The sequence below is a fragment of the Patescibacteria group bacterium genome (assembly GCA_041651355.1).
Classification (GTDB): Bacteria; Patescibacteriota; Patescibacteriia; order Patescibacteriales; family UBA12465; genus JAPLVX01.
Map to the genome: position 1 here is coordinate 451,501 of JBAZJK010000001.1, position 20,370 is coordinate 471,870.

Genomic DNA, 20,370 nt, shown 5'->3' on the forward strand with positions numbered 1-20,370 from the left:
TTATTAAGTTAATTAACCACTTCACCACCGAAAGCTTGCAAGAGCTTGCCAAGCATATCCGGCCTTTCTTTATCTTTATCTTTGTTTTCAGGCTCGACTTCGCTGCTGGCTGGGGCTAGAGGCGCCGGGCTGAGATCGAGGTTCTCATCAACCTTAGCTTCTATCTCCAAGAGCGAACCAAAAGTTTCTTGCAAAGCCTTGGCTATGATCTCTTTGATCTGGGGGTCGCTGATACGGTCCTTATGGAATTTATATTTGAAGACCAAACTTAAACGGCTATCCTTAATCTCCAACGCTTGGCAATTCTGCAAGATGAAAGACAGGGAGTGATTATATTTTTTTATATTGATTAAGAGCTCGGGCCATTTGTCTTTAAGTGCCGACTGATCCAGGTTTAAGACCGGCCCGGAATTAGAATTTATTCCCCCCAACGGGGAGACTGAAGGCCCCGGCTTAGGAGAGGAGGGACTAACAGTCTGGCGACTAATATTTGCGGTTCCACTCTTAAGAGTTGCTACCGTTTGATCGCTGAGACCATGACAAATCTTAATGACGGCAATCTCTAAAGGCAGCTGGGCAATAAAGATATTAGCCGAAGCGGCGTTGACGTTTAAAAACTCCTGAATCATAAAAACCCACTGCTTCAGATCGAGCGTTTCGCTTAAATGGGCGACTTTCAACTCTAAGGCTTCACCGAAGTCTAAACCTAAACCGGAAGCTAAAGAAGGATTAAGCTGGTTAAAGATTATCTTCCTTAATACATTAATCACTTCCCCGACAAAATTCTTGATATTCAAGCCGCTGTCGACTAATTGGTTAAGGAGCCTGATAGCTCGAGCCGCATCCTTCTGGCTGAGGCAGTCAAGGAATTCAACTATCTCCTGACTGTTATAATTAGGCAAGATCAACTCAGCCTGGGCTGAGCTTATCTTCTTATCCCCCAAAGCCATCACCTGACCCAATAAGCTCTCAGCATCTCGCATGTAGCCGTTGGCTTGCCGGGCGATCGCGTCTAAGATGTCAGGCGCAATTTCTATCTTTTCTTGGCTAGCGATAAAATTTAACTTCTTGGCGACTTCACTTATGCTTATCCTTTTAAAATCAAAACGCTCGCAGCGGGAGATTATGGTCGCTGGCACCTTATGAATTTCAGTCGTGCAGAGGATAAAAACAACTTTCTGCGGCGGCTCTTCGATGATCTTGAGCAAAGCATTAAAAGCTGACAAGGATAGCATGTGGACTTCATCGATGATGAATACTTTATATTTAGTCTGGGGGGCTATCCGAGCCGAGGCAATTATATTTTCCCGAACATTATCAACCCCGGTGTTAGAAGCGGCATCGATTTCAATAATATCTAAATTACTACCTTTAGTAATACTTAAACAGCTAGCGCACTGATTACAAGGCTCATATTCCTTATCTTTACGGCTTTCGCAATTCAAAGATTTGGCCAGGATTCTAGCCAAAGTAGTCTTTCCTACTGCCCTGGGTCCGCAGAATAAATAGGCGTTAGCCAAGCGCTGGCTTTGAATCTCATTCTGAAGGGTAATTTTTATGTGATTTTGCCCTAATACTTCAGCAAAACTCTGGGGACGGTAATCCCGATAGAGGGTCGACATAAGAGGCTATTTTATTTAATAAATTCTTTATTATTATATACTTTTTATTATCCCTTTGCCAGTCCCTTGACAAATAAATAGTTATATGTTATAATATAGGCATAGTAAATAGTGCATTTAAAAACAACCAAAAACTATAGCCATGAAGAAAATTGCTTTCCTGTTGATTATTGCCCTGGCCGCCGCCACCATCCTGCCCTCCTGCTCAACTACTACCCGCGGTTTCGATTATGCGGGACTCCAGAAAAAACAAAAAAAGGCCAAAGGCCGCACCTGTAAGTACATGAAGCATCACAACCAGGACAGGTTGACAATGAAAGGGGTATTCTAAACTACTCCAAACGAAAAAAAAGAAAAGAAGCTTCCCTCGCGAAGCTTCTCTTTTTTTATTTAAATAATCTTTCTATACTCTAGTACGGCGCATTATCTCGGCTTCGACTATCCGACGGTCTTGTCCGTATTTGAGTCGACTCAAGGCTTTGATCTTATCAGACAAGCCATCGCGTTTAGTTCCTAACAAAGGCCAGATAGTTTTCAGGGAAAACGGCCGAAGTGCCGAGTTGTCAACTAATAATTTAATATAAGCTGTGCCTTTATCAACATTAATGAGATCGAACTCGTTAAAGACGGGTGAGAATTCCTTGACGATGAATTCAGCATCCTCGACGCCGATCTTAAAAGCGATCATCGTGCCGACGTTGCCGAAAACAGCATCTTTAATCTCGGTGTTATTATTCTTGCTCAGCTGTCCGATATACTGATGGGCCATAATCAGATTCAGAGCGTATTTTCTAGCTTCAGATAAGATCTGACAGATAGAATTAGTAGTGAAATTTTGGAACTCATCGATATAGAGATAAAAATCCTTTCTGGCTTCCTTGGATAAGTCAGTACGGGAAAGAGCGGCCATCAGTATCTTGCCAACGATGATCATGCCCAAAAGATAGGCATTCATCTCGCCGACCACGCCTTTAGGTAAATTGACCAAAAGGATCTTCTGCTTATCCATTAAATCCCGGACATTAAAAGAGCTCTTCTGCTGGCCGATAATCGGACGCATCATGTCATTAGAGATGAAGCTCGTCAGTTTAGAGGTAATATAGGGAACGATATTAGCTAAAGCCGCTTCCCCGCCCGCCTTCTCTGCCTCCTTACGCCAAAAATCTACGACCGTTACATCTTTGCATTTACTTAATTTCATCTTACGAAAATTCTCATCCGCCAAAACTTTAGGCACCTCCATCAAAGTCGAACCGCTTTCCGGATCAGACATGATCAACAATAAGGCGTTACGCATATACTGTTCGAACATCGGACCGCCCGTGCTTTTCAGGTCGTATAATTTATCAAAAATACCGATCAGCTCATTAATGACAAAAGTCTTCTGTTCTGGATATTTGGGGTCAAATTCTAGCAGATTAAGAGCCAGGGGCCTCTCGGTGTCTCCGGGTGAAAAGATAATCACGTCTTCCGCTCTTTCAATCGGCATCCGATCTAAGATATCGCTAATTAAATCACCGTTAGGATCCATGACGCAAACGCCTTCACCATTTTCAATATCCTGAATCGCCATATTACACAACAAGACAGACTTACCGACACCAGACTTACCGATAATATAAGTATGCCGCCGACGGTCTTCTCTCTTGATACGAACTTCTTTTTTCTCACCTCGGAAGACATTCTCGCCGAGAGTGATTCCTTCTTGAGGCAAGTCGGTCGGAGCGGGAGCATTCTTGGCAGTCAGCCAGACGATATTCGGTGTTTCCGTATTCTTAAGCGGAAAATGAAAAATACTGGTCAGCTCTTCGGTATTTAAAATAAAGCTGAAATTTTCATTGAAACGGCGATAGATGAAATCGTTAATCGTAGAGGCCGGGTGTGATTTATAGAAACGGGAAAAATTATTGCCGTAACTGTAATTATTAAATTCACTGAAGACGCTAGCCAGGTTATCCAGATAGAAATTTGCCTGTTCCTTTGTCTTAGCCGAACTAACTACCCTGATATTAACATCCAGGCCGGCTTTCTGATTCTTGCTTTCGATATTCTTTAGCATCTCTTCCTCTTCAGCTGTTAGGCGTTTATAATTGGGAGAATTCTGATCGTCGTGCTTCGGTTTAGACGTCTTATAGAAGAATTCCGCGATCAGGCCATACCATTTTAGCGATCGCAAACCTTCCCGAACCGAGCCTTTGCGATGTATCCGGGACGATAGGCGTTTAACCTGATAATGCCAAGAACCCTTAGCGCTACGGACCGTATACTGGATAGCCAAGCTCTCATCACGGTCTAGCTTGGACATGATGTTGATCAAGGAATTTAAAGGATCGACTTCCATCTTCTGGAAAGTCTTGATCGGCAGCATGAACGGATCCTTGGTTTTAAGATAACCAGCCGCGACCTTAGACAAGGGGCTAAAGGCATTATAATCATCTACCTCTTCAACCACAGCTTCTGGATAATGGGCGTTTATCTGTTTTTCTATGTAGACCGCTTGATTCGCGGGAGTAACGATATAGAAATAAATCTTGCCTCTTTCGGCTACGATTTCAAAACTAAAATGATCACTTCTGCCTAGCAACCAGGAAAAAAAGCCTCGTTCCGCCCGCAAGCCGCCGATACTAGCGAAGATGGTCTCGCCCTTAGCTATTTCTTCTTTCAGCTGTTGGACGGAGAAATCTTTACCATCATCTTTCGGTTTTTCTTTAGGCAGCCTGATCATTAAGGCCTTATGGGCAAAATGGCGACGACCTAAACCGAAAAACCTGATAAAAAAACGGGCTAAGAATAACAATAAACCCGCCGCGATGAAAGCAGAGACTATAATCAGGACTAAATCCGGATTAGAGTTCAAATTATCCGGAATTGTTTGAGGATCCATGGTAAATAAGCTTATTTTTTTATTCTCATGATGCGATCAGCCTTAATCTTGGCTTCTTGCTCTAAAAAATAACGGTTAACCCCGGGCAAAGTCGACAACCAGCGCCTAATCAGACTAACTATCTGCTTGATCTTAAACTTAGCGCTATCCAGTAATTTATTTATTTTCGCAACAGTTTCTTCGCCCTTAACCTTAAAGCGCTGCTGCTCCTGGGGCGGCAGAGCAATAAATATGTCCTCGAGGCCATCAGCCAGGATCCGATCGATTTCCATAGCTCGCTGTTGGCTTAAGGACTGGACATTAGTCTGGGCAACGATGTTCCGGGCAGGATTGGCGCTCCGAGTGGATTGAACCTCTTTGTCTGGCCTTTCAACCTTAGGTGATACTTGTTCATTTATCTTTTCTGGATTAGCCAACTTTTCCGGGCTTGAGCCGGAATTGGGCAGGACGCTCTCGACTTTCAACTTGAGATTTTCCGGCATAATAAAAAATTTTAATCTACCGAGATAGCTTCGACCGGGCAATTAAGGGCCGCCTGCTTAGCGCATTCGACGTTTTCCTGAGCAAAGGCTTCTGATTTGCCGGCATCATTCATACGAAAGACATCCGGACAAGTATTGGCGCATAAACCGCAGCCGATACAAAGTTCTTGGTTAACTTTTATCATAATTTTATATTTATAAATTAATAATCTCTTAATTTTTCTAAACCTTTTAATTTCCTGATTTTTTCCAAAGCCTTGGACTCGATCTGCCTTATACGCTCTCTAGTGACTTCGAACTCTTGTCCGACTTCTTCTAAGGTGTGGGCGACGCCATCAATAAGGCCGAAGCGCATTTCCAAGATCTTTTGCTCACGGGGCGATAAATTGGCCACCATCTCCTTGACATAATCCTTAAGGAGCTGGAGGGCGGCGGCACGATCCGGGGTAACATTCTTGATATCCTCGATAAAATCCTCCAGGGTAGAATCTTCCTCGTCATCACCGATGCTGGTCTCCAAAGAGATCGTATCCTGAGAAATTTTAATAATATATCGAACTTTATCAATCTCTTCTCCCATCTCGGAAGCGATTTCTTCCGCCAAGGGCTCGCGACCTAATTCTTGAATCAAGGTCCTTTGAACCTGTTGGAATTTATTAATCGTTTCCACCATATGAACCGGGATACGGATGGTGCGCGATTGGTCGGCTAAAGCGCGGGTAATCGCCTGCCTAATCCACCAAGTGGCATAGGTAGAAAACTTATAACCTTTACGATATTCGAATTTCTCAACCGCTCTGAACAAACCGATATTTCCTTCCTGGATTAAATCTAAGAGCCCCAAACCTTTGGCGCCGGCAAATTTTTTCGCGATGGAAACGACCAACCTGAGATTAGCCTCGATAATTTTCTTTTCTGCCTCCTTATCCCCTTTTTCCTTCCTTTTAGCAAGCTCGACTTCTTCTTCGCCGGAGAGTAGCGGCACCTTGCCGATTTCTTTAAGGTACATCTGAATAGAATCGGCATTAAGCTTCGACAAATCAATATTGATCGGGCTCGGCATCTTGCCGCCCGCCTCTTTCTGGCTTTCATTAACATCCAGGACCCGACCAGAATCTTCGATTATCCTGATTCCATTCTTCTGCAAATCGCCCAAAAAGATATCATAATCGTTTAAATATTCTTCGACTTCAGGAAAAAGATATAAGAGTTCGGTTTCCGTCACAAAACCGCGCATCCGGCCCTTGGCAATCAGCTTGTTCAATTTTTCCGGATCCGGCAAGACTATCGGCCTCGGAGTTGACTCCTTCTTAAAAGGAATCAGTTTTGGCTTCTTCTTAGCTAAGATGGCTTTTTTCTTTATTACTTTCTTTTTGCTAGCGACTTTAAGCGGAGCTTTTTTCTTGACAGAAACAGCCTTGGCGGGCAACTTCTTTTTAGTTTTAGCTTTAACGATTTTCTTCTTCATAATTAGAATTTTGAATTTGCCGCAGCTTATCGGTCAAATTTTTTAAATCAGACATCAAGGCGTCGACCCGAGCCTTATCAGCTTGTTTCTCAGCCTGGGACAGATCTTTCTCAATCTGCCTAATCTCCGTCTGCCAAGCTGATTTCTTCAGATCAAGGATGATCTTAATGATTTCATTCTTGACCGCTGCTGGACTGAAACTATAAAAATCCTTTTCTCCTAAAAGGCTGATCTTGTCGAGCATCGGACCCAATCTTTCGTCTTGATTAAGCAGATAATCCCGAAGCTGAGCATAGTCTAAAACATTAACTTTATTATAATAAATTATCAAGTTCCTGTAAAACAAACGGTTGATCTCGCCCACCAGATAATCGGGATCCAGATTATTCAGGCTATACTCCAAAAAATCAGTAAACTTAACTAAGAGAGCTAAGAGTAGTTCCGACAGCCTGGCCTCGCGGCTCAGGGCCTTATCAGCAGCTACTTCGTCTGCCTTATTAGTCTTTTCTCTCTCTTTAGGCGTACTAGATGAGGCAAGTTCTGTCTTAGCTACTTCTTCCCGAAGTAGGGGCTCAGGTATGTCTGCCGCCTGGCTGATCCTTTTTAACCAGAAATCAGCTTCGATCTTATTATTCAGCTGAGAAACCATCTTAAGCAGCTTAGCTACGCCTGTTTTCCGGCTGCTAATTTGGGAAAAATCGAATTCTTCCTCTACTTTCTGAAAATAGTATTCCATCATGCTGGGCGCTTGTGATAAAGCACCCTGGAAATCCTTAGGGTTATTACGCAAGCACTCATCCGGATCTTTGCCTTGCGGCAAGACGATCACCTTAATATTGAATTCCTGGGCCATTGCCTCTTTCAGGCCGCGATCGGCCGCCATCTGCCCAGCCGCATCCATATCAAAAGCCAGGGCGATATTAGAACTGAAACGCTTGATTAAGCGCAGCTGATCAGCGCTTAGGGCTGTACCGGAACTAGCCACCACATTGGTAAAACCATGTTGATGGGCGCTGATGGCGTCCATCTGCCCTTCAACGACGACCGCTAGATCTTCTTTCTTGATGCTCTTCTTGGCCCGGTTCAGAGCAAAGACGATTCGACTTTTGTCATACAGTTCAGTCTGGGGACTATTGATATACTTTCCCATCTTTTCGGTCGCTTCCTTATCAGGGTTAACCCGGGCGGTGAAAGCCACGACATTATTATTCACATCCCAAATAGGAAACATAATGCGATCACGGAACCTTTCATAGTATCTACCATTCTCAGTCTTAAGAGATAGGCCGGCTAAAAAAATTTCTTCATCGCTATACTTCTGCCCGCGGGCTGGGCGGGTCTTGAGAAAATTAATCAAGGCGCCCGCTTCTGGGCTATAGCCGATATTCCAAGATTTGATCGTCTCTTCACTCAGGCCGCGACCCAAGAGATACTGACGACAAGCTTGGCCGCGCCCATCCTTTTCAAGTTGATGAGAGAAATATTTAGCCGCCAAGTCCAAGATATCTAACAGGCGATTGCGGCGCGAATAGGCAGCCGCATTCTCATGGCGCCAAACGATCCCGGCTTTAGGAGCTAAGAGTCTGAGCGTTTCCATAAAGCCCAATGATTCCATCTCCATGACGAAAGCCAAGACATCACCACCACGTCCGCAGCCAAAACAATGCCAGATCTGCTTATCCGGGGATATGACAAAAGACGGGGTCTTTTCATGATGGAAAGGACATAGGGCTTGAAAATTAGCGCCGACCGCTTTGACCGGCACGTATTCCCTGATCACCTCGACGATGTCGAGGCGAGCTTTAATATCTTCGACTTGGCTCATAATATTTTAGCCCTCCTTGTCTTAGGCGAATAAATCTCCGCCCAAATTTTGTTTTAAACGATTTATCTCTTCAGCTACCAGCTCGCCGTCATATTCGCCGCTATGGCGGGTTATGCCTTCGTAGCTAGCCTTCTTCTGATCGAGGTGTAAATTAAAACTGAACTTATCACCGCTAGGCTCCACATATAGATGAAAACGGGGGTAAAAACCCCCAGACAAACGGCGCACGAAACTGACACCGCCCTCGCGGCTTTCGATCAAAGCATAGCCAAGCCGCCGCAACCATTGTTCCGGCGAAAAACCTGATAATTGTGCGGGGCTGACTAGTAACTTCATTTGTGTTTGCGGAAAATTATGAATTTATAGACGATGAAATTTACAAAGCCCAAGAAGATATTAACGATAACCTGGGCCAAAAGATACCAGACGGACAAGGTATTTACTAAAAAATGCATGGCGGCACCATTCAAGTTCAAACCGATTAGAGCGGTCAAAATATAAAGGAATATCTGACGGGCTAAGCGGGCGGAATTATAATTACGGAAAGTCCAAAATTTCTGCAGGGTAAAACTAACGACGAAAGACAAAATGAAGGCGGCGCTCGTAGAGAAAACTATCTCTAATTTAAATATCCCATGAAACAGAAACAGGGCCACTAAATCCGTCCCGCCGGCAAAACTGCCAGCGATGATAAACTTAAAAATCGATTTACGCGAATCCAAATACAGGAATGTCTTCGGCCAACGACGAGAAAAAAGACCGCGGAAAGATTCGTAAAGTTTATTGATTATCGCCATAAATAATGAAAAATTAATTCTGCCACTTATAGCCCTGGAAAGTCCAAGCTACTAAGGCCTTAGTTTGCTTGAAACGGTCGTTCTTACTAACGCCGTTTAAGACCACCGAAACGATTTCCCGGCCCTCTTTATTCTTGAACTGGCCGACGAAACAGTAGCCGGCTTTCTCAGTATAACCAGTCTTACCACCTTCCAAAAAAATTGAATCACTCAAGTCGCTGCCCAAAAGATAGTCGGTTGACTCTACTCTCTTATTCTTCCCGTCCAAGGTCTTGAATTCATAATTTTCCGTCAAGGTTGCCCGCTTGATGTCCTCATTCTTCAAGGCGACCCTAGCTAGGCGGGCAATATCTTTAGCGGTAGATAAATTATTGTCGCTTAAGCCGGTCGGATCGACAAAACTAGAATCGAACAAGCCCAGCTGCTTAGCTTTCAGGTTCATTTTCTTAATGAATTCTTCCTCACTCAAGCCGGTGGCATGCACTAGGGCTAAAGTAGATCCGTTGTCAGAAGCGACCAGGCTGGAATAAAAAAGATCTTTTATCCTGACTTCTTCTCCTAAGAACAGAGAAATCTTGCCACCCTCAACCTTATCTTCCGGCTTGATCTTATAGACTTCTTCCCAGCCGGGATTATGGTCAAGAAAGACCAAGGCGGTTAGCAGCTTAGTGATGCTAGCTAAAGGCTGCTTGATATCGGCATTCTTTTCCCAGAGGAAACTATTGGTCGAGACATCGAAGATGACCGCCCGATTAGCCGGGATAACCGGATCTTGCCAGCCGGAAATCCGTTCCGCCCTAGGGATATCTTGACTGAGAGGCAAACGGTTCTGGTGCAAGGCTTGGCAATCAGCCGACAAGGGCACCGGACTCGGAGATATATTTAATTGTATAAACAATAGGTAAAGTAAAAGATTGATGAAGGTAGAAAAACACATAAGCGGAAAATTAAGCGGTCGCGGCTAAAGCCTGCTCCAAGCTAGGATTCTGATGCAAACGTTCATAATCAGGCAGGTCGCTGACCTGTCTCAAGCCTAGGAACTTAATAAAATCTAAACTGACATTGTAGTAATTCTCATTCTTCTGCTTATCGAATTTCTCTTCAATCAAGCCCCGCAAGAGGAGATTCCTGATAATCAAGCTGCAATTAACCCCTCTGACTCTCTCAAGTTCCAGCTTGCTCACCGGCCCGCGATAGGCGATTACCGTTAAGGCTTCCAAGCTAGGCTGGGTCAGCTCGCCATCCGTTTCATCCTTGAGAAACTCTTTAACCAGAGCAGAATTGGCGGCCGCCGTCGTCAGTTGATAGCTATCGCCTTGCTTAATCAGCTGAAAACCTCGATCTGATTCGCTATATGATTGGCTCAACTCTTCCAAGCTAGCGCTGATTAAACTGGTTTTTTCTTTAGTTAAAACCCCTAGCTCTTTCAAAGATAAAGGCTTAGGAGAAATGAACAGCAAAGATTCTAATTGGGACGCTAAAGACATATTAATTATTCTTAATTAAATGAATCTCGCTAAATAGCTCGACCTGCTCGAAGAGAAGCTCTCTCTGTTTGGCTAATTCCAGAACTGCTAAGAAACTGACGATCACTTCGGTCTTATTCCGAGCGCGGGAGATCAGGCTGTTGAAGCTAAACTTGATTTCTTTACTCAAAGCTAAGCGAACCGCACCGATAATATCTTCGATACTGACTTTGCTTTCCAAACTGGCCTCCGGCAATTTCGTCTCAGTCAGCTCTAAGCGCTTAATAATTTTCAAGATTTCAATTCGTAAATCTTCCGCCTGCAAATTCCTGGGCGGCAAGAAATCTGGTAAGCTCAAGCGCTTCTTATTTTTCGACCAATCAGGCGTATAAAGGAAATTGTTCTGGGCGATAATATTGGCGATCTTCTCGCTCGCCTTGATAAATTCCTGATACATCCGCAACTGATCCTTAAGGTCATTAATTTCAGCCTCATCCTCCTGGCTAGCTAGATAGGGCAAAAGAGCGCGCGATTTGATAAACATCAGCTTAGCCGCTAAGACTAAAAAATCAGCCATTTCTTCAGGATCGATATCGCTTGCCTTCTGCAGATGCTCGACATACTGGTCCGCGATCTTGGCTAGATTTATTTCCGTGATATCCAATTCTTCCTTCTCGATTAACTGCAAGAGTAAGCCGAGCGGTCCCTGGAATTTTTCAGTAGAAAAATCGATCATACTTATTTGATAAATCCGGCCGCCGTCAAATTACGAATGCCACACCAATAACCAGCTCGATGGTTATCAAAGCTAGTCATAGGCGCATAGAGAAAAGTTGATTGGTTATCTACACGGCTATCGGTTCGAAAATTAGCACATAATTCAAAACTGTCTTCGCTTAGCTTATTATAGCTTATCTTCTCGGCGCTAGGATTTAAAGGAGAAAAACGGGCCTCCTTCTCTAACTCGGCTAAATCAGCAGGCAGTTTCTTATAGCGGCTGAAATAATCATTAACCGCGCTCTCGATGTTATACATGTTGCTAGTAATCGCTCGATCGAACAGCTTATCACGCGCTACTTTTGGTGATTCCACGTAAAACCAGGCGGCTATAAAAACAGCTGTGACTATCACGAGAGAAAGGTAGAAATATATTTGGAAAAAAATACTGGGACGATTGAACTCTTGACGCCTGAGGTCGAGAAAATAAAAAGAAAAGATGATAGAAGCTAGAACAAAGATGCTAAGCGCTTTAAAGACAAAACGCCAAGTCAGTTCTCCGGACAAGAAATTGTTGATTACACCGATCATCACTCCCAGGATTATGATGGAAGAAACTAGCAGGATAAAATAAGTCAGCCAGCGGCGCAAGGGGGCATCTGGAGCTAGCTCCCCCTTTTTCAAGCCTTGATAGATAAAACGAGAAATAATATAGAAAACCGGGGTAGCAATAATCAGTGAGGAAATCGCGAATTTTAAAGCCGAGTTAGAAGCACCGGCGTAACTACTAAGAATATCCGGCACGTTCTTGTCAATGATCTGGAAAAGGATCATGCCGACAGAAATACTCATAAACACTAAAGCCGCAAAAGATAAAAGGTAATAAAAGGCATATTTAGCGTTGTGTCTTGAACTCATAAAATTTGAGTTTATTTTTATTTAATAACAAAAAAATGACAAATTGGTGATTTGAAGAATTATTTGTCTAATCTTAGCTATTTAATTACTAATATATTTTAGCTTATTTTCTAAATTTTAGCAAGAAAAAAACTGTCGAAAACTAAGCTTATCCGCTTCTCAATGTCGCTTATTTTTATTTGAAAATAAGCCTAAAAATCGGAATAATGATATTCTAAGAACAATTTTAGCAAACGATTTAATTCTTTTAAATCATGGCTACTGAGAACTATTTTCCTTAAATTAGCAAATTCGAAATCAACGGCCAGACGTAATAGACGAATGACATTATCTCCTATCTTATAGACTGTTTCCGGAGGCGAAGCCATGCTTTGAAAACAACGCGAACAGAGCAAACCACCGCGCTCAATATCAAGGTAATTATGGCCGGGCGTAATCAGTTCCCCGGATTGGATGCAAACTGCCAACTCCGGGCTGGTCCCCAAAATGGCCAGCAACTTAGCTAGGAAAAAATTATAATAAAGGAGACCCAAGCTTTGGCTCAAACCATCGTCTTCACCGGATAAGGATTCTAAGTAACTTTCCAACAAGATGAACAAGGATGGATCGGCCTGGCTTGATCTTACCAAGCGATCGAAGAGCTTAAGAGCTTGACCGGCAAAATAAACCTTATTTAAATCAGACTTTAGATCATAGAAAGAGTTGAGGCTCCAGGCGCTAGCTATATAATCATGGTGACGGCCCCGCAATATCAGTAATTCGCATAAATTAAAAGGTTCGAGATGACCCGCTAATTTCGAGCCTGAGCGCCTCAAGCCGCGCGCCACCAAATCCAGCTTACCAAAACTCCAGGTAAAGACCCGGAGTTGCATATCGGCTTCATGCTTCGGCTGACGGCTTAAAACTATGGCTTTGGTAAGTTTTGAATCTTCTTCCATAAAACTGGCTAATCAATCATTTTTATCTAAGAAATCCTGCAAAATAACGGCGGCGGCGATCTCATCCCTTCCGGCTTTGACCTTATCAGAGCCGAATAGAGCATCAGCTCCTTTACTGCTTAACCTTTCATCTACTAGGGCTAAGGGCAAATTGCTTTGCTTTTCTAAATTATCCTTGAACGCCTGCCAGAATTGGTTAAGCTTGCCTTGGCCACTCAGTTTCAAAGGGACGCCTAGGACTATCACCCCAACCTCTTCTTCGCTGATTACTTTCTGGACCGCCCATAGGCTATCAACAGTCTTAAAGGGTAAGGCCAAGCGGGTTTCTTCATCAGCTAAGGCCAGACCTATCCTTTTTTCCCCCCAATCGATCCCTAAATATTTCATATGATTATAAAGCAGTTATAATTTCAGGCCCGGCGTCGGTAATAGCGACGGTATGCTCAAAATGAGCGCTCAAACTCTTGTCGGCACTGATAATGGTGAAGCGGTTCGGAGCGATCTTAATCCGACTGCTTCCCAGGTTGATCATCGGTTCGATCGCTAAAACCATGCCGGGTTGCAGAACTAGATTGTCTCGAGAATTATTAGGTATAACATAATTGCAAACGTTCGGCTCTTCATGGGCATAATGGCCGACACCGTGCCCCACTAAATCACGCACTACGCCATAGCCGTGGCTTTCAGCTAAAGTCTGAACTGCCCGGCCGATGTCGTTGAGAGTATTGCCCGCTTTAGCCTGCTCTATCCCCAGCCATAAGCAATCATGGGTTACCTTGATCAACTTCTTAGCTTCACGGCTAATCTTGCCGACGGCCACGGTCGCGCACATATCGGTAAAATAACCGCCCAGAGGAGAATGGGGATTGCGCGGCGCTCCCAATTTCAAACGCAGCTTATCATCAGCCGGCCATTCCATCCCTAAATCAATATCGACAATATCGCCGCTATTTAAAATCCGACTAGGCAAGGCGGCGCCATGGACGACTTCATCATTGATCGAAATGCACAGGATGGAAGGAAAAAATATCCCTCCGCCCATGTCATAATCCTTAAAAGCGGGTCGGCCGCCAGCTTCGGCCATAAGCCGAGCGGCTTTAGCTTCCAGTTCAGCCGTACCTAAACCGGGCTTTACCTCTTCGATCAAGCTCTTTAATATGCCAGCCAAGATTTTACCCCCAGCCCGCATCACCCTTATCTCTTCCTTGCTTTTGAAATAAATCATAGATTAATTAGCGCTCTTCAGTTCCCTATTAGCTCTAATGGACAGGAATAAGAAAATACCTAATAGCACGACAGTGTTAAGCGGGGCCACCCAGAAAGGATATTCTTTACCGAAACTCTCTAGGATCATTAAGATGCCCAACATGCCGATGGAATACATAGCGCCATTTTTCAGATAAGAGAACTTAGCAATCAGATTCAAGCCGCGGATAGTGAATTCTCGGACGACGAAAGCCCCTAAGCCGTTGCCGATAATGATTAAGGGTACGCTCATGGTGAAGGCGAAGGCACCGATGACGCCATCGATAGAAAAGGAGGCATCCAGGACTTCTAGATACAAGATCTTACTCCAAGCGCTGATATGCGGGCTGAGCAGCTGCTTTTCTTTCTCTTCGGCGTTGCGCTTAAAGCCATCAGTAATGAAAAAGGTAGAAATGCCGATGGTCGAAGCTAAGGCTAACATCGGATTTACTTGTAAAGATAAATAGATGATAAAGGTGGAAAAAATGGAAGAGAAAGCATAGAACCAGACCCCCTGACGGTGGATAAAACCTTCGACGAAAAAAGCATATTTCTTCTCTTCCAAGAATAACCAGGCTAAAAAAACGAAAAAAAGATAAACTCCGCCCCCTAAAAGCAATAGAGGCTTGGAGGCGGCGAGCGACTTCTCCACTGCTTCCCCGCCGGCAAAAGCGACTCGGAAAATATCCCCTGGGCTTAGGGCTGGATTAGCGATCCAAACGATTAAAAACGGCAAGACGCCACGGACAATGAAGACGGCGAACAGAAGGCCCCAAATTAAAAACCAACGCCGGAATTTCGGCGGCATCGTCTTGAGGATGTGAGCATTAACAATAGCATTATCAATACTACTGATAACCTCAAAGACCATTAAACCTAGGATGATGACGAAAATTTCCATATTAATCACGTGAAAAATGCTTTAATATCTTTTTAAAATCGCTTTTATCATTTCTGGTCAGGGGGACGGAGCTGCTATTTCTAAGTTGTTGGATAAGCTTTAAGCGGTCTAAGCGATTAAACCCGCCTAAATGGTTAACTTTTAACATATTATCTTTCCGAGACAGGACTTTTTCAACGTCCGGCAAATTATCGGCGAAATTTTCAAATTCTGGATTATGGTAAACTAAATGATGTAAACTTTTGTGCAAAGAATTAGGACCGCTAACTCGTAAATGACCTACCTCTGGCAAGCTGTCTAAACGGCTTGATTTAGCTGATAAGCGCTTATTAGGATTCAAACCGACGCCTCCGTCGACTCCCTGCCCATGGCTTATAGGGGGACTCTGTGGCCGATAATTATTATTATTTAAAGGCAAGGGGTTAATCGGATTAATCATAATAAAAAATATTAACGACTTTGCACCTATGGCCTCAGCCATAAAACTTAGTCTGTCTTAAAGCTCTCCAAGATATCCTTGATAGTCTCAAGATCCTGATGAGTCAGATTAAGTTTCAAGCGGTTCTGATACAGGTGGTAGGAATCCTCCCTAATGGTATAGCCGGAGACCCCAATCCCCTTCCTAATCTTATCCTTATACTTATGCACCAGGTCCAAAATCAAAGATTGGTTAGCCTCATTTAAATGCCGGAAACTCGGTTGCTTGCGCAAGAGCTCGTCAAAATGCTGTTCAATCTGGTAATCTGTCAGATTCTTAGCATTCTGGAATACGCTTTTTATATCCATATTTGTAGCTTTATACTTAAATTATAGCAGAAATATTGAATAAAAAAAGAGCTGGTTTTAAGCCAGCTCGAATCGATTAATCACTGTGGACCCAAATAGCTCCGAGTGAATCCCGCCTTACCCTAATCACTGGATGGTGCAGGCTAAGCCTTACCAGGATATCATTAACGATTTGCGATTTAGGGGCTATTCCTTTGTTTTTAAGAATCTCCAATAAAGTCAGAGATAAGGGCTTGGGCATAGAGACGATGTCGTTTATGACCAATTGTTTCAGGTGTTCTTCCCTGTCTATAAACATGATTTAGGTTTTTTTGTTATAGATTACTTGATTAATTGAATATTTATTATTTTAAATTATAAGCCGTCATACTCGCGCATCGTTAGTTGCGACTCTATCTGCTTGACTGTCTCGATTACCACTGAAACGACGATCAAAAGACTCGTACCGCCGACCGCCAAAGACTGCATGCCGGTGAAATAACGCATGATCAGAGGCAAGATGGCGATGATGCCTAAGAATAAAGCACCGACCAGGATTATCTTGTGAGTAGTGTTAGCTAGGTAATCACTCGTGTGCTTTCCTGGCCTGATGCCCGGAATAAACCCGCCCTGCTTCTGTAAATTTTCCGCTATCTGAGTCGGATGAAAAACGACTTCGGTGTAGAAATAGGTAAAGATAAAAACTAATAAGAAATAAGCGATGCCGTAAAAAAGCTGGTTATTGAACAAGGTGATCACCCATTGAGAAAAATTAGCAATCCAGGCGGTACGGGCATGCAAGAAAAATTGAGCCATCATCGGCGGCAATAAGACGACGGAAACCGCAAAGATAATCGGGATTACGCCCGCCATATTAACCCGTAAAGGCAGATGGGTGCTAGTGCCGCCAAAAGCGCGGTTACCCCTAATTTGCCTAGCGTATTGGACCGGAATATTTCTCTGAGCTTCATTGATCATGACTACGCCCACGATTGTTATCAAACCGATAACGATAAAACCGAGCAGAAGGAAAAGCTGAGTCTGGTCAAAGGTCAGAGCTAATTGTTTGAGAGTTTGAGGAATCGCGGCGACGATACCAGCAAAGATAAGGATGGAAATACCATTACCGATCTTCTTCTCGGAAATAAGTTCTCCAAACCACATTAGCAACATAGTGCCGGTCGTAATTGTCAGTAGCATCAAACCGAAATCAAAGGGGCTGATGCTGCCCAAAATACCAGAAGAAGAACGGCGTAAAAGGGTAATCATGCCATAAGCTTGGACTAAAGCTAAAGGAACGGTGGCATAGCGCGTCCACATATTTATTTTCTGGCGGCCAGCCTCCTCTTTCTGCATCTCTTCAATCTTCGGAACGATCATACCTAAAAGCTGGAAAATGATCGAAGCGGTGATATAAGGGGCGACGCCCATCATGACAATAGAAAAATTATCCATGCCGCCGCCGGAAAAAAGATTTAATAAGCCTAAAAATTGGTTAGAAGCGAACAAGTTCTTTAAAGCCACCGCGTTGACACCAGGAATCGGGATGTGGGCCGCCAGACGGAAAACCAAGAGTATCCCCAAGATAAACAAGATGCTGCGCCGTAAATCCTTGGCCTTCCAAATTTGTTCGATTTTAGCAAACATATATTTAAACGAAAATTATTCGCTGATTTATAAAATTACTGAGCGAGTTGGCCTTTAACCGCCTGGGACATCTTGACGCCAGCAAATTTTACTTTGACAAGTAATTTTTCCTTACCAAGAATCTTGACCGGCAAAGCCTTATCTAAGATTATATTCTTAGCTAATAAAGTTTCCGGGCTAACCAATTCTTGATCCTTGAAATTAGCATTGATTGACTTGACGCTAACAATCTGATTTTTGGGATAAACTGATTTAAAACCACGCAACTTAGGAATTTTCAAAAGCTGTTTCTTCATGCCTAATTTCTTCAAGCCGCTGACGCCCGAACGTGATTTTTGGCCTTTAAGTCCTCGGGTGCTATAGGTCCCATGCCCAGAGGCGTTACCACGGCCGACCCGTTTCCGTTTCTGGTTGGCACCTTGAGATTTTTTAATAGAGTTAAGTGATAGCATATTGGCTAAATTATTATTTGCTTGCTTCGGCCTCCGCTTTACCCTTATCGGCTTTGGCTTCTACTTTTTTCAATTTCCTTAAAGCTTCGATCGTACAGCGGGCGTTATTAATCTTATTATTAGTACCTAAGACTTTACTGGTAGCATTCTTGACTCCAGCTAACTCTAAAAGGACGCGGGTAACCCCACCGGCGATGACTCCCTTACCCTTCCTAGCCGGTTTGAATAGAATTCTAGCAGCCCCCTGGACTTCGAAGATGGAATGAGGAATGGTGTCCTTTACCATCGGCACGGTAATCATGTCTTTCTTGGCCCGATTAACAGCTTTGTTGACCGCCATAGTGACATCAGCGCCCTTGCCGACGCCGACAGCCACCTTGCCTTTCTTATCACCGATAGCTACACAAGCTCGGAAATTCATTCTTTTGCCTCCAGCCATAACTCTAGTCACGCGAGCAATATCTAAAATCCTCTGTTCGAATTCATCACGGTTAGCTTCACGACCACGGTCGCCGCGCTTAAAAGGACGGGCGGGACCTTTCTTTTTCTGTCCATCGCCATAAATATCCTTAGCCACGGTGCTGGCGGCCTGGGCATTAGTATCAACTGCTAAATTTTTTTTATCGTCTGCCATATGATATAAATTATACTAATTAAAATTCCAAACCGCCTTCTCTGGCGCCTTCAGCCGCCGCCTTGACTCGGCCATGGTATTTATAAGAACCGCGATCGAAAACGACTGCCTTGATTTTCTTATCCGCCGCCTTTTGGGCTAGCAGCTTACCTAAAGCCGAAGCGAGCTCGATCTTGCCGGCAGTCTTGGCCTTAATCTCGCGACTGTGGGCGCTAACGAGGGTGATAGCTTTCAAATCATCAATCAGCTGCAGGTACATTCCCGCATTAGAACGAAAGACACAGAGACGAGGCTTCTGGTCCGTACCCTTTATTTTAGACCTAGTCCTAGCTTGGCGTCGAGCGGTCTTCTTATTTTTTAGAATACTCTTGTTCATATGAAAATTTTATTTGATATTATTTGCCTTTAGCGGCAGCCTTACCAGCTTTGCGGCGGATGACTTCATCGCTGTATTTGACACCTTTACCCTTATAAGGCTCCGGCTTTCTGATCTTACGGATACGAGCGGCGGTCTCACCGACTAATTTCTTATCGATTCCGCTCAAAGTAATGGTATTAGCTTCCACGACGGCACTGATGCCAGCTGGCAACATGAATTCCACCGGATGGGAAAAGCCCAAATTCAAGGTTAATTTCTGGCCGCTGACGCTAGCCCGATAACCGACACCGTTGATTTCTAATTTTTTGGAAAAACCCTGGCTTAAGCCTAAGACCATATTATTGATCAAGCTCCTGTATAAACCCCATAACGCTCCGGAATTCTTATAGGCAGGGTTATTAACGACAGAGATTTCGCTCTCGGAGATATTAATACTAACAGCCGGATGCAGAGCTTGCTTCAATTCGCCCTTAGCGCCTTTGACCACGATAAAACCGTCGGCTATTTTAGCCTGGATACCGGCGGGCAAAGTAATGGGTAATTTTCCTAAACGTGACATATCTTTATTGCTTTAGTTATTTATTAATAAATCTCGCCAATCACTTCACCACCTACTTTAGCGCGTCTGGCTTCAAAATTAGTCATCAAGCCGGATGAGGTGGAAATAATTGCCATGCCTAGATTATTTAAAACGCTAGGGATATTATCCTTATCAACATAGATACGCAGGCCGGGTTTGCTGATGCGCTTGATCGAGGTGATATGGGGACGTCCGTTCTTGTGATATTTCAAGACTAAGCGGAGCTCGTCAAAATTATTACTCGCGCCATTCAAGCCGCCAGGAACAACGTTCGCTTCTTTAATCCAGCCTTCGCGGGCTAAAATTTTGGCTACTTCCAATTTCACCTTGCTCAACGGCAAAACCACCTCCGCCTTTTTGACTGCGGCAGCATTCCGGATGCGCGTAAACATGTCTGCGATTGGATCTGTCATAATATTGATTAATTAAAAATTTACATTATTTTAGATTACCAGCTAGCCTTCTTGATTCCTGGTAAATCTCCATTATCGGCTAATTCCCGAAAACAAATACGACATAAATCAAAGGCGCGCATATAGCCGTGGTTACGGCCGCAACGCCAGCACCGATTAATCTTACGGGTGGAAAATTTCGGTTTTCTTTTTGCTTTAACGATTAAGGCTGTTCTTGCCATACAAATATGAAAATTA

General features: G+C 43.8%; 27 protein-coding genes. 1 reads left to right on the forward strand and 26 read right to left on the reverse strand.

What is annotated here, in order from left to right; translation table 11 throughout:
- Positions 1–8: 8 nt before the first annotated feature.
- Positions 9–1,622, reverse strand: coding sequence for a DNA polymerase III subunit gamma/tau (dnaX, locus tag WC441_02275; protein ID MFA5163335.1), 1,614 nt, complete (start codon positions 1,620–1,622; stop codon positions 9–11).
- 142 nt (positions 1,623–1,764) lie between these two features.
- Here dnaX and WC441_02280 point away from each other — a divergent pair, with 142 nt between their 5' ends.
- Entirely contained in the window at positions 1,765–1,953 is a 189-nt protein-coding gene (locus tag WC441_02280; GenBank protein ID MFA5163336.1) for a hypothetical protein, read from the forward strand.
- Positions 1,954–2,025: 72 nt separating this feature from the next.
- On the opposite strand, the gene WC441_02285 is transcribed toward WC441_02280, so the two are convergent.
- The 25 genes from WC441_02285 to WC441_02405 all read right to left on the reverse strand — a co-directional run bounded on the left by WC441_02285 (position 2,026) and on the right by WC441_02405 (position 20,354).
- A complete protein-coding gene (locus WC441_02285; GenBank protein MFA5163337.1) occupies positions 2,026–4,506 on the reverse strand; it encodes a type IV secretory system conjugative DNA transfer family protein in 2,481 nt (826 codons plus the stop codon).
- An 11-nt stretch (positions 4,507–4,517) separates the two neighbouring features.
- Positions 4,518–4,988, reverse strand: a complete 471-nt coding sequence (locus WC441_02290; protein MFA5163338.1) for a hypothetical protein — start codon at positions 4,986–4,988, stop codon at positions 4,518–4,520.
- Positions 4,989–4,999: 11 nt separating this feature from the next.
- Entirely contained in the window at positions 5,000–5,173 is a 174-nt protein-coding gene (locus tag WC441_02295; protein MFA5163339.1) for a ferredoxin, read from the reverse strand.
- Between the two features lie 17 nt (positions 5,174–5,190).
- Positions 5,191–6,225, reverse strand: coding sequence for a sigma-70 family RNA polymerase sigma factor (locus WC441_02300; GenBank protein ID MFA5163340.1), 1,035 nt, complete (start codon positions 6,223–6,225; stop codon positions 5,191–5,193).
- A gap of 211 nt (positions 6,226–6,436) precedes the next feature.
- A complete protein-coding gene (gene dnaG, locus WC441_02305; protein MFA5163341.1) occupies positions 6,437–8,281 on the reverse strand; it encodes a DNA primase in 1,845 nt (614 codons plus the stop codon).
- A 21-nt stretch (positions 8,282–8,302) separates the two neighbouring features.
- Positions 8,303–8,617 (reverse strand): hypothetical protein, encoded by a 315-nt coding sequence (locus tag WC441_02310; protein MFA5163342.1) that lies wholly within the window; start codon positions 8,615–8,617, stop codon positions 8,303–8,305.
- Positions 8,614–9,078 (reverse strand): GtrA family protein, encoded by a 465-nt coding sequence (locus tag WC441_02315; GenBank protein ID MFA5163343.1) that lies wholly within the window; start codon positions 9,076–9,078, stop codon positions 8,614–8,616. Before WC441_02315 ends, WC441_02310 begins: the two co-directional genes overlap by 4 nt.
- A 13-nt stretch (positions 9,079–9,091) precedes the next feature.
- Positions 9,092–10,015 carry a serine hydrolase gene (locus WC441_02320; GenBank protein MFA5163344.1) on the reverse strand — a complete coding sequence of 308 codons (924 nt, stop codon included), beginning with the start codon at positions 10,013–10,015 and terminating at the stop codon, positions 9,092–9,094.
- Positions 10,016–10,025: 10 nt separating this feature from the next.
- Positions 10,026–10,565, reverse strand: coding sequence for an SMC-Scp complex subunit ScpB (gene scpB / locus WC441_02325; GenBank protein MFA5163345.1), 540 nt, complete (start codon positions 10,563–10,565; stop codon positions 10,026–10,028).
- 1 nt (position 10,566) lies between these two features.
- Positions 10,567–11,280 (reverse strand): ScpA family protein, encoded by a 714-nt coding sequence (locus WC441_02330; GenBank protein ID MFA5163346.1) that lies wholly within the window; start codon positions 11,278–11,280, stop codon positions 10,567–10,569.
- 2 nt (positions 11,281–11,282) lie between these two features.
- Positions 11,283–12,179, reverse strand: coding sequence for a DUF5671 domain-containing protein (locus WC441_02335; protein ID MFA5163347.1), 897 nt, complete (start codon positions 12,177–12,179; stop codon positions 11,283–11,285).
- Positions 12,180–12,370: 191 nt separating this feature from the next.
- The gene (gene recO / locus WC441_02340) at positions 12,371–13,117 is read right to left on the reverse strand and encodes a DNA repair protein RecO (GenBank protein ID MFA5163348.1); all 747 of its coding nucleotides are present in this window, start codon (positions 13,115–13,117) and stop codon (positions 12,371–12,373) included.
- Between the two features lie 12 nt (positions 13,118–13,129).
- Positions 13,130–13,504 carry a Holliday junction resolvase RuvX gene (gene ruvX / locus WC441_02345; protein MFA5163349.1) on the reverse strand — a complete coding sequence of 125 codons (375 nt, stop codon included), beginning with the start codon at positions 13,502–13,504 and terminating at the stop codon, positions 13,130–13,132.
- A gap of 4 nt (positions 13,505–13,508) precedes the next feature.
- Positions 13,509–14,342 (reverse strand): type I methionyl aminopeptidase, encoded by an 834-nt coding sequence (map, locus tag WC441_02350; protein MFA5163350.1) that lies wholly within the window; start codon positions 14,340–14,342, stop codon positions 13,509–13,511.
- A 3-nt stretch (positions 14,343–14,345) separates the two neighbouring features.
- A complete protein-coding gene (locus WC441_02355; GenBank protein MFA5163351.1) occupies positions 14,346–15,263 on the reverse strand; it encodes a DUF475 domain-containing protein in 918 nt (305 codons plus the stop codon).
- A 1-nt stretch (position 15,264) separates the two neighbouring features.
- Positions 15,265–15,702, reverse strand: coding sequence for a hypothetical protein (locus WC441_02360; GenBank protein MFA5163352.1), 438 nt, complete (start codon positions 15,700–15,702; stop codon positions 15,265–15,267).
- A 47-nt stretch (positions 15,703–15,749) separates the two neighbouring features.
- Positions 15,750–16,049 carry a hypothetical protein gene (locus WC441_02365; protein ID MFA5163353.1) on the reverse strand — a complete coding sequence of 100 codons (300 nt, stop codon included), beginning with the start codon at positions 16,047–16,049 and terminating at the stop codon, positions 15,750–15,752.
- Between the two features lie 76 nt (positions 16,050–16,125).
- Positions 16,126–16,347 carry a hypothetical protein gene (locus WC441_02370; GenBank protein MFA5163354.1) on the reverse strand — a complete coding sequence of 74 codons (222 nt, stop codon included), beginning with the start codon at positions 16,345–16,347 and terminating at the stop codon, positions 16,126–16,128.
- A gap of 56 nt (positions 16,348–16,403) precedes the next feature.
- A complete protein-coding gene (gene secY, locus WC441_02375) occupies positions 16,404–17,675 on the reverse strand; it encodes a preprotein translocase subunit SecY (protein ID MFA5163355.1) in 1,272 nt (423 codons plus the stop codon).
- A gap of 35 nt (positions 17,676–17,710) precedes the next feature.
- Positions 17,711–18,127 (reverse strand): 50S ribosomal protein L15, encoded by a 417-nt coding sequence (gene rplO, locus WC441_02380; protein ID MFA5163356.1) that lies wholly within the window; start codon positions 18,125–18,127, stop codon positions 17,711–17,713.
- A 13-nt stretch (positions 18,128–18,140) separates the two neighbouring features.
- The gene (locus WC441_02385) at positions 18,141–18,761 is read right to left on the reverse strand and encodes a 30S ribosomal protein S5 (protein ID MFA5163357.1); all 621 of its coding nucleotides are present in this window, start codon (positions 18,759–18,761) and stop codon (positions 18,141–18,143) included.
- Between the two features lie 19 nt (positions 18,762–18,780).
- Complete coding sequence (gene rplR, locus WC441_02390; protein ID MFA5163358.1) at positions 18,781–19,137, reverse strand: 50S ribosomal protein L18; 357 nt, start codon at positions 19,135–19,137, stop codon at positions 18,781–18,783.
- A gap of 19 nt (positions 19,138–19,156) precedes the next feature.
- Positions 19,157–19,699 carry a 50S ribosomal protein L6 gene (gene rplF / locus WC441_02395; GenBank protein ID MFA5163359.1) on the reverse strand — a complete coding sequence of 181 codons (543 nt, stop codon included), beginning with the start codon at positions 19,697–19,699 and terminating at the stop codon, positions 19,157–19,159.
- Positions 19,700–19,722: 23 nt separating this feature from the next.
- Positions 19,723–20,133, reverse strand: coding sequence for a 30S ribosomal protein S8 (gene rpsH / locus WC441_02400; protein MFA5163360.1), 411 nt, complete (start codon positions 20,131–20,133; stop codon positions 19,723–19,725).
- Positions 20,134–20,168: 35 nt separating this feature from the next.
- The gene (locus tag WC441_02405) at positions 20,169–20,354 is read right to left on the reverse strand and encodes a type Z 30S ribosomal protein S14 (GenBank protein ID MFA5163361.1); all 186 of its coding nucleotides are present in this window, start codon (positions 20,352–20,354) and stop codon (positions 20,169–20,171) included.
- Between the last annotated feature and the right edge of the window lie 16 nt (positions 20,355–20,370).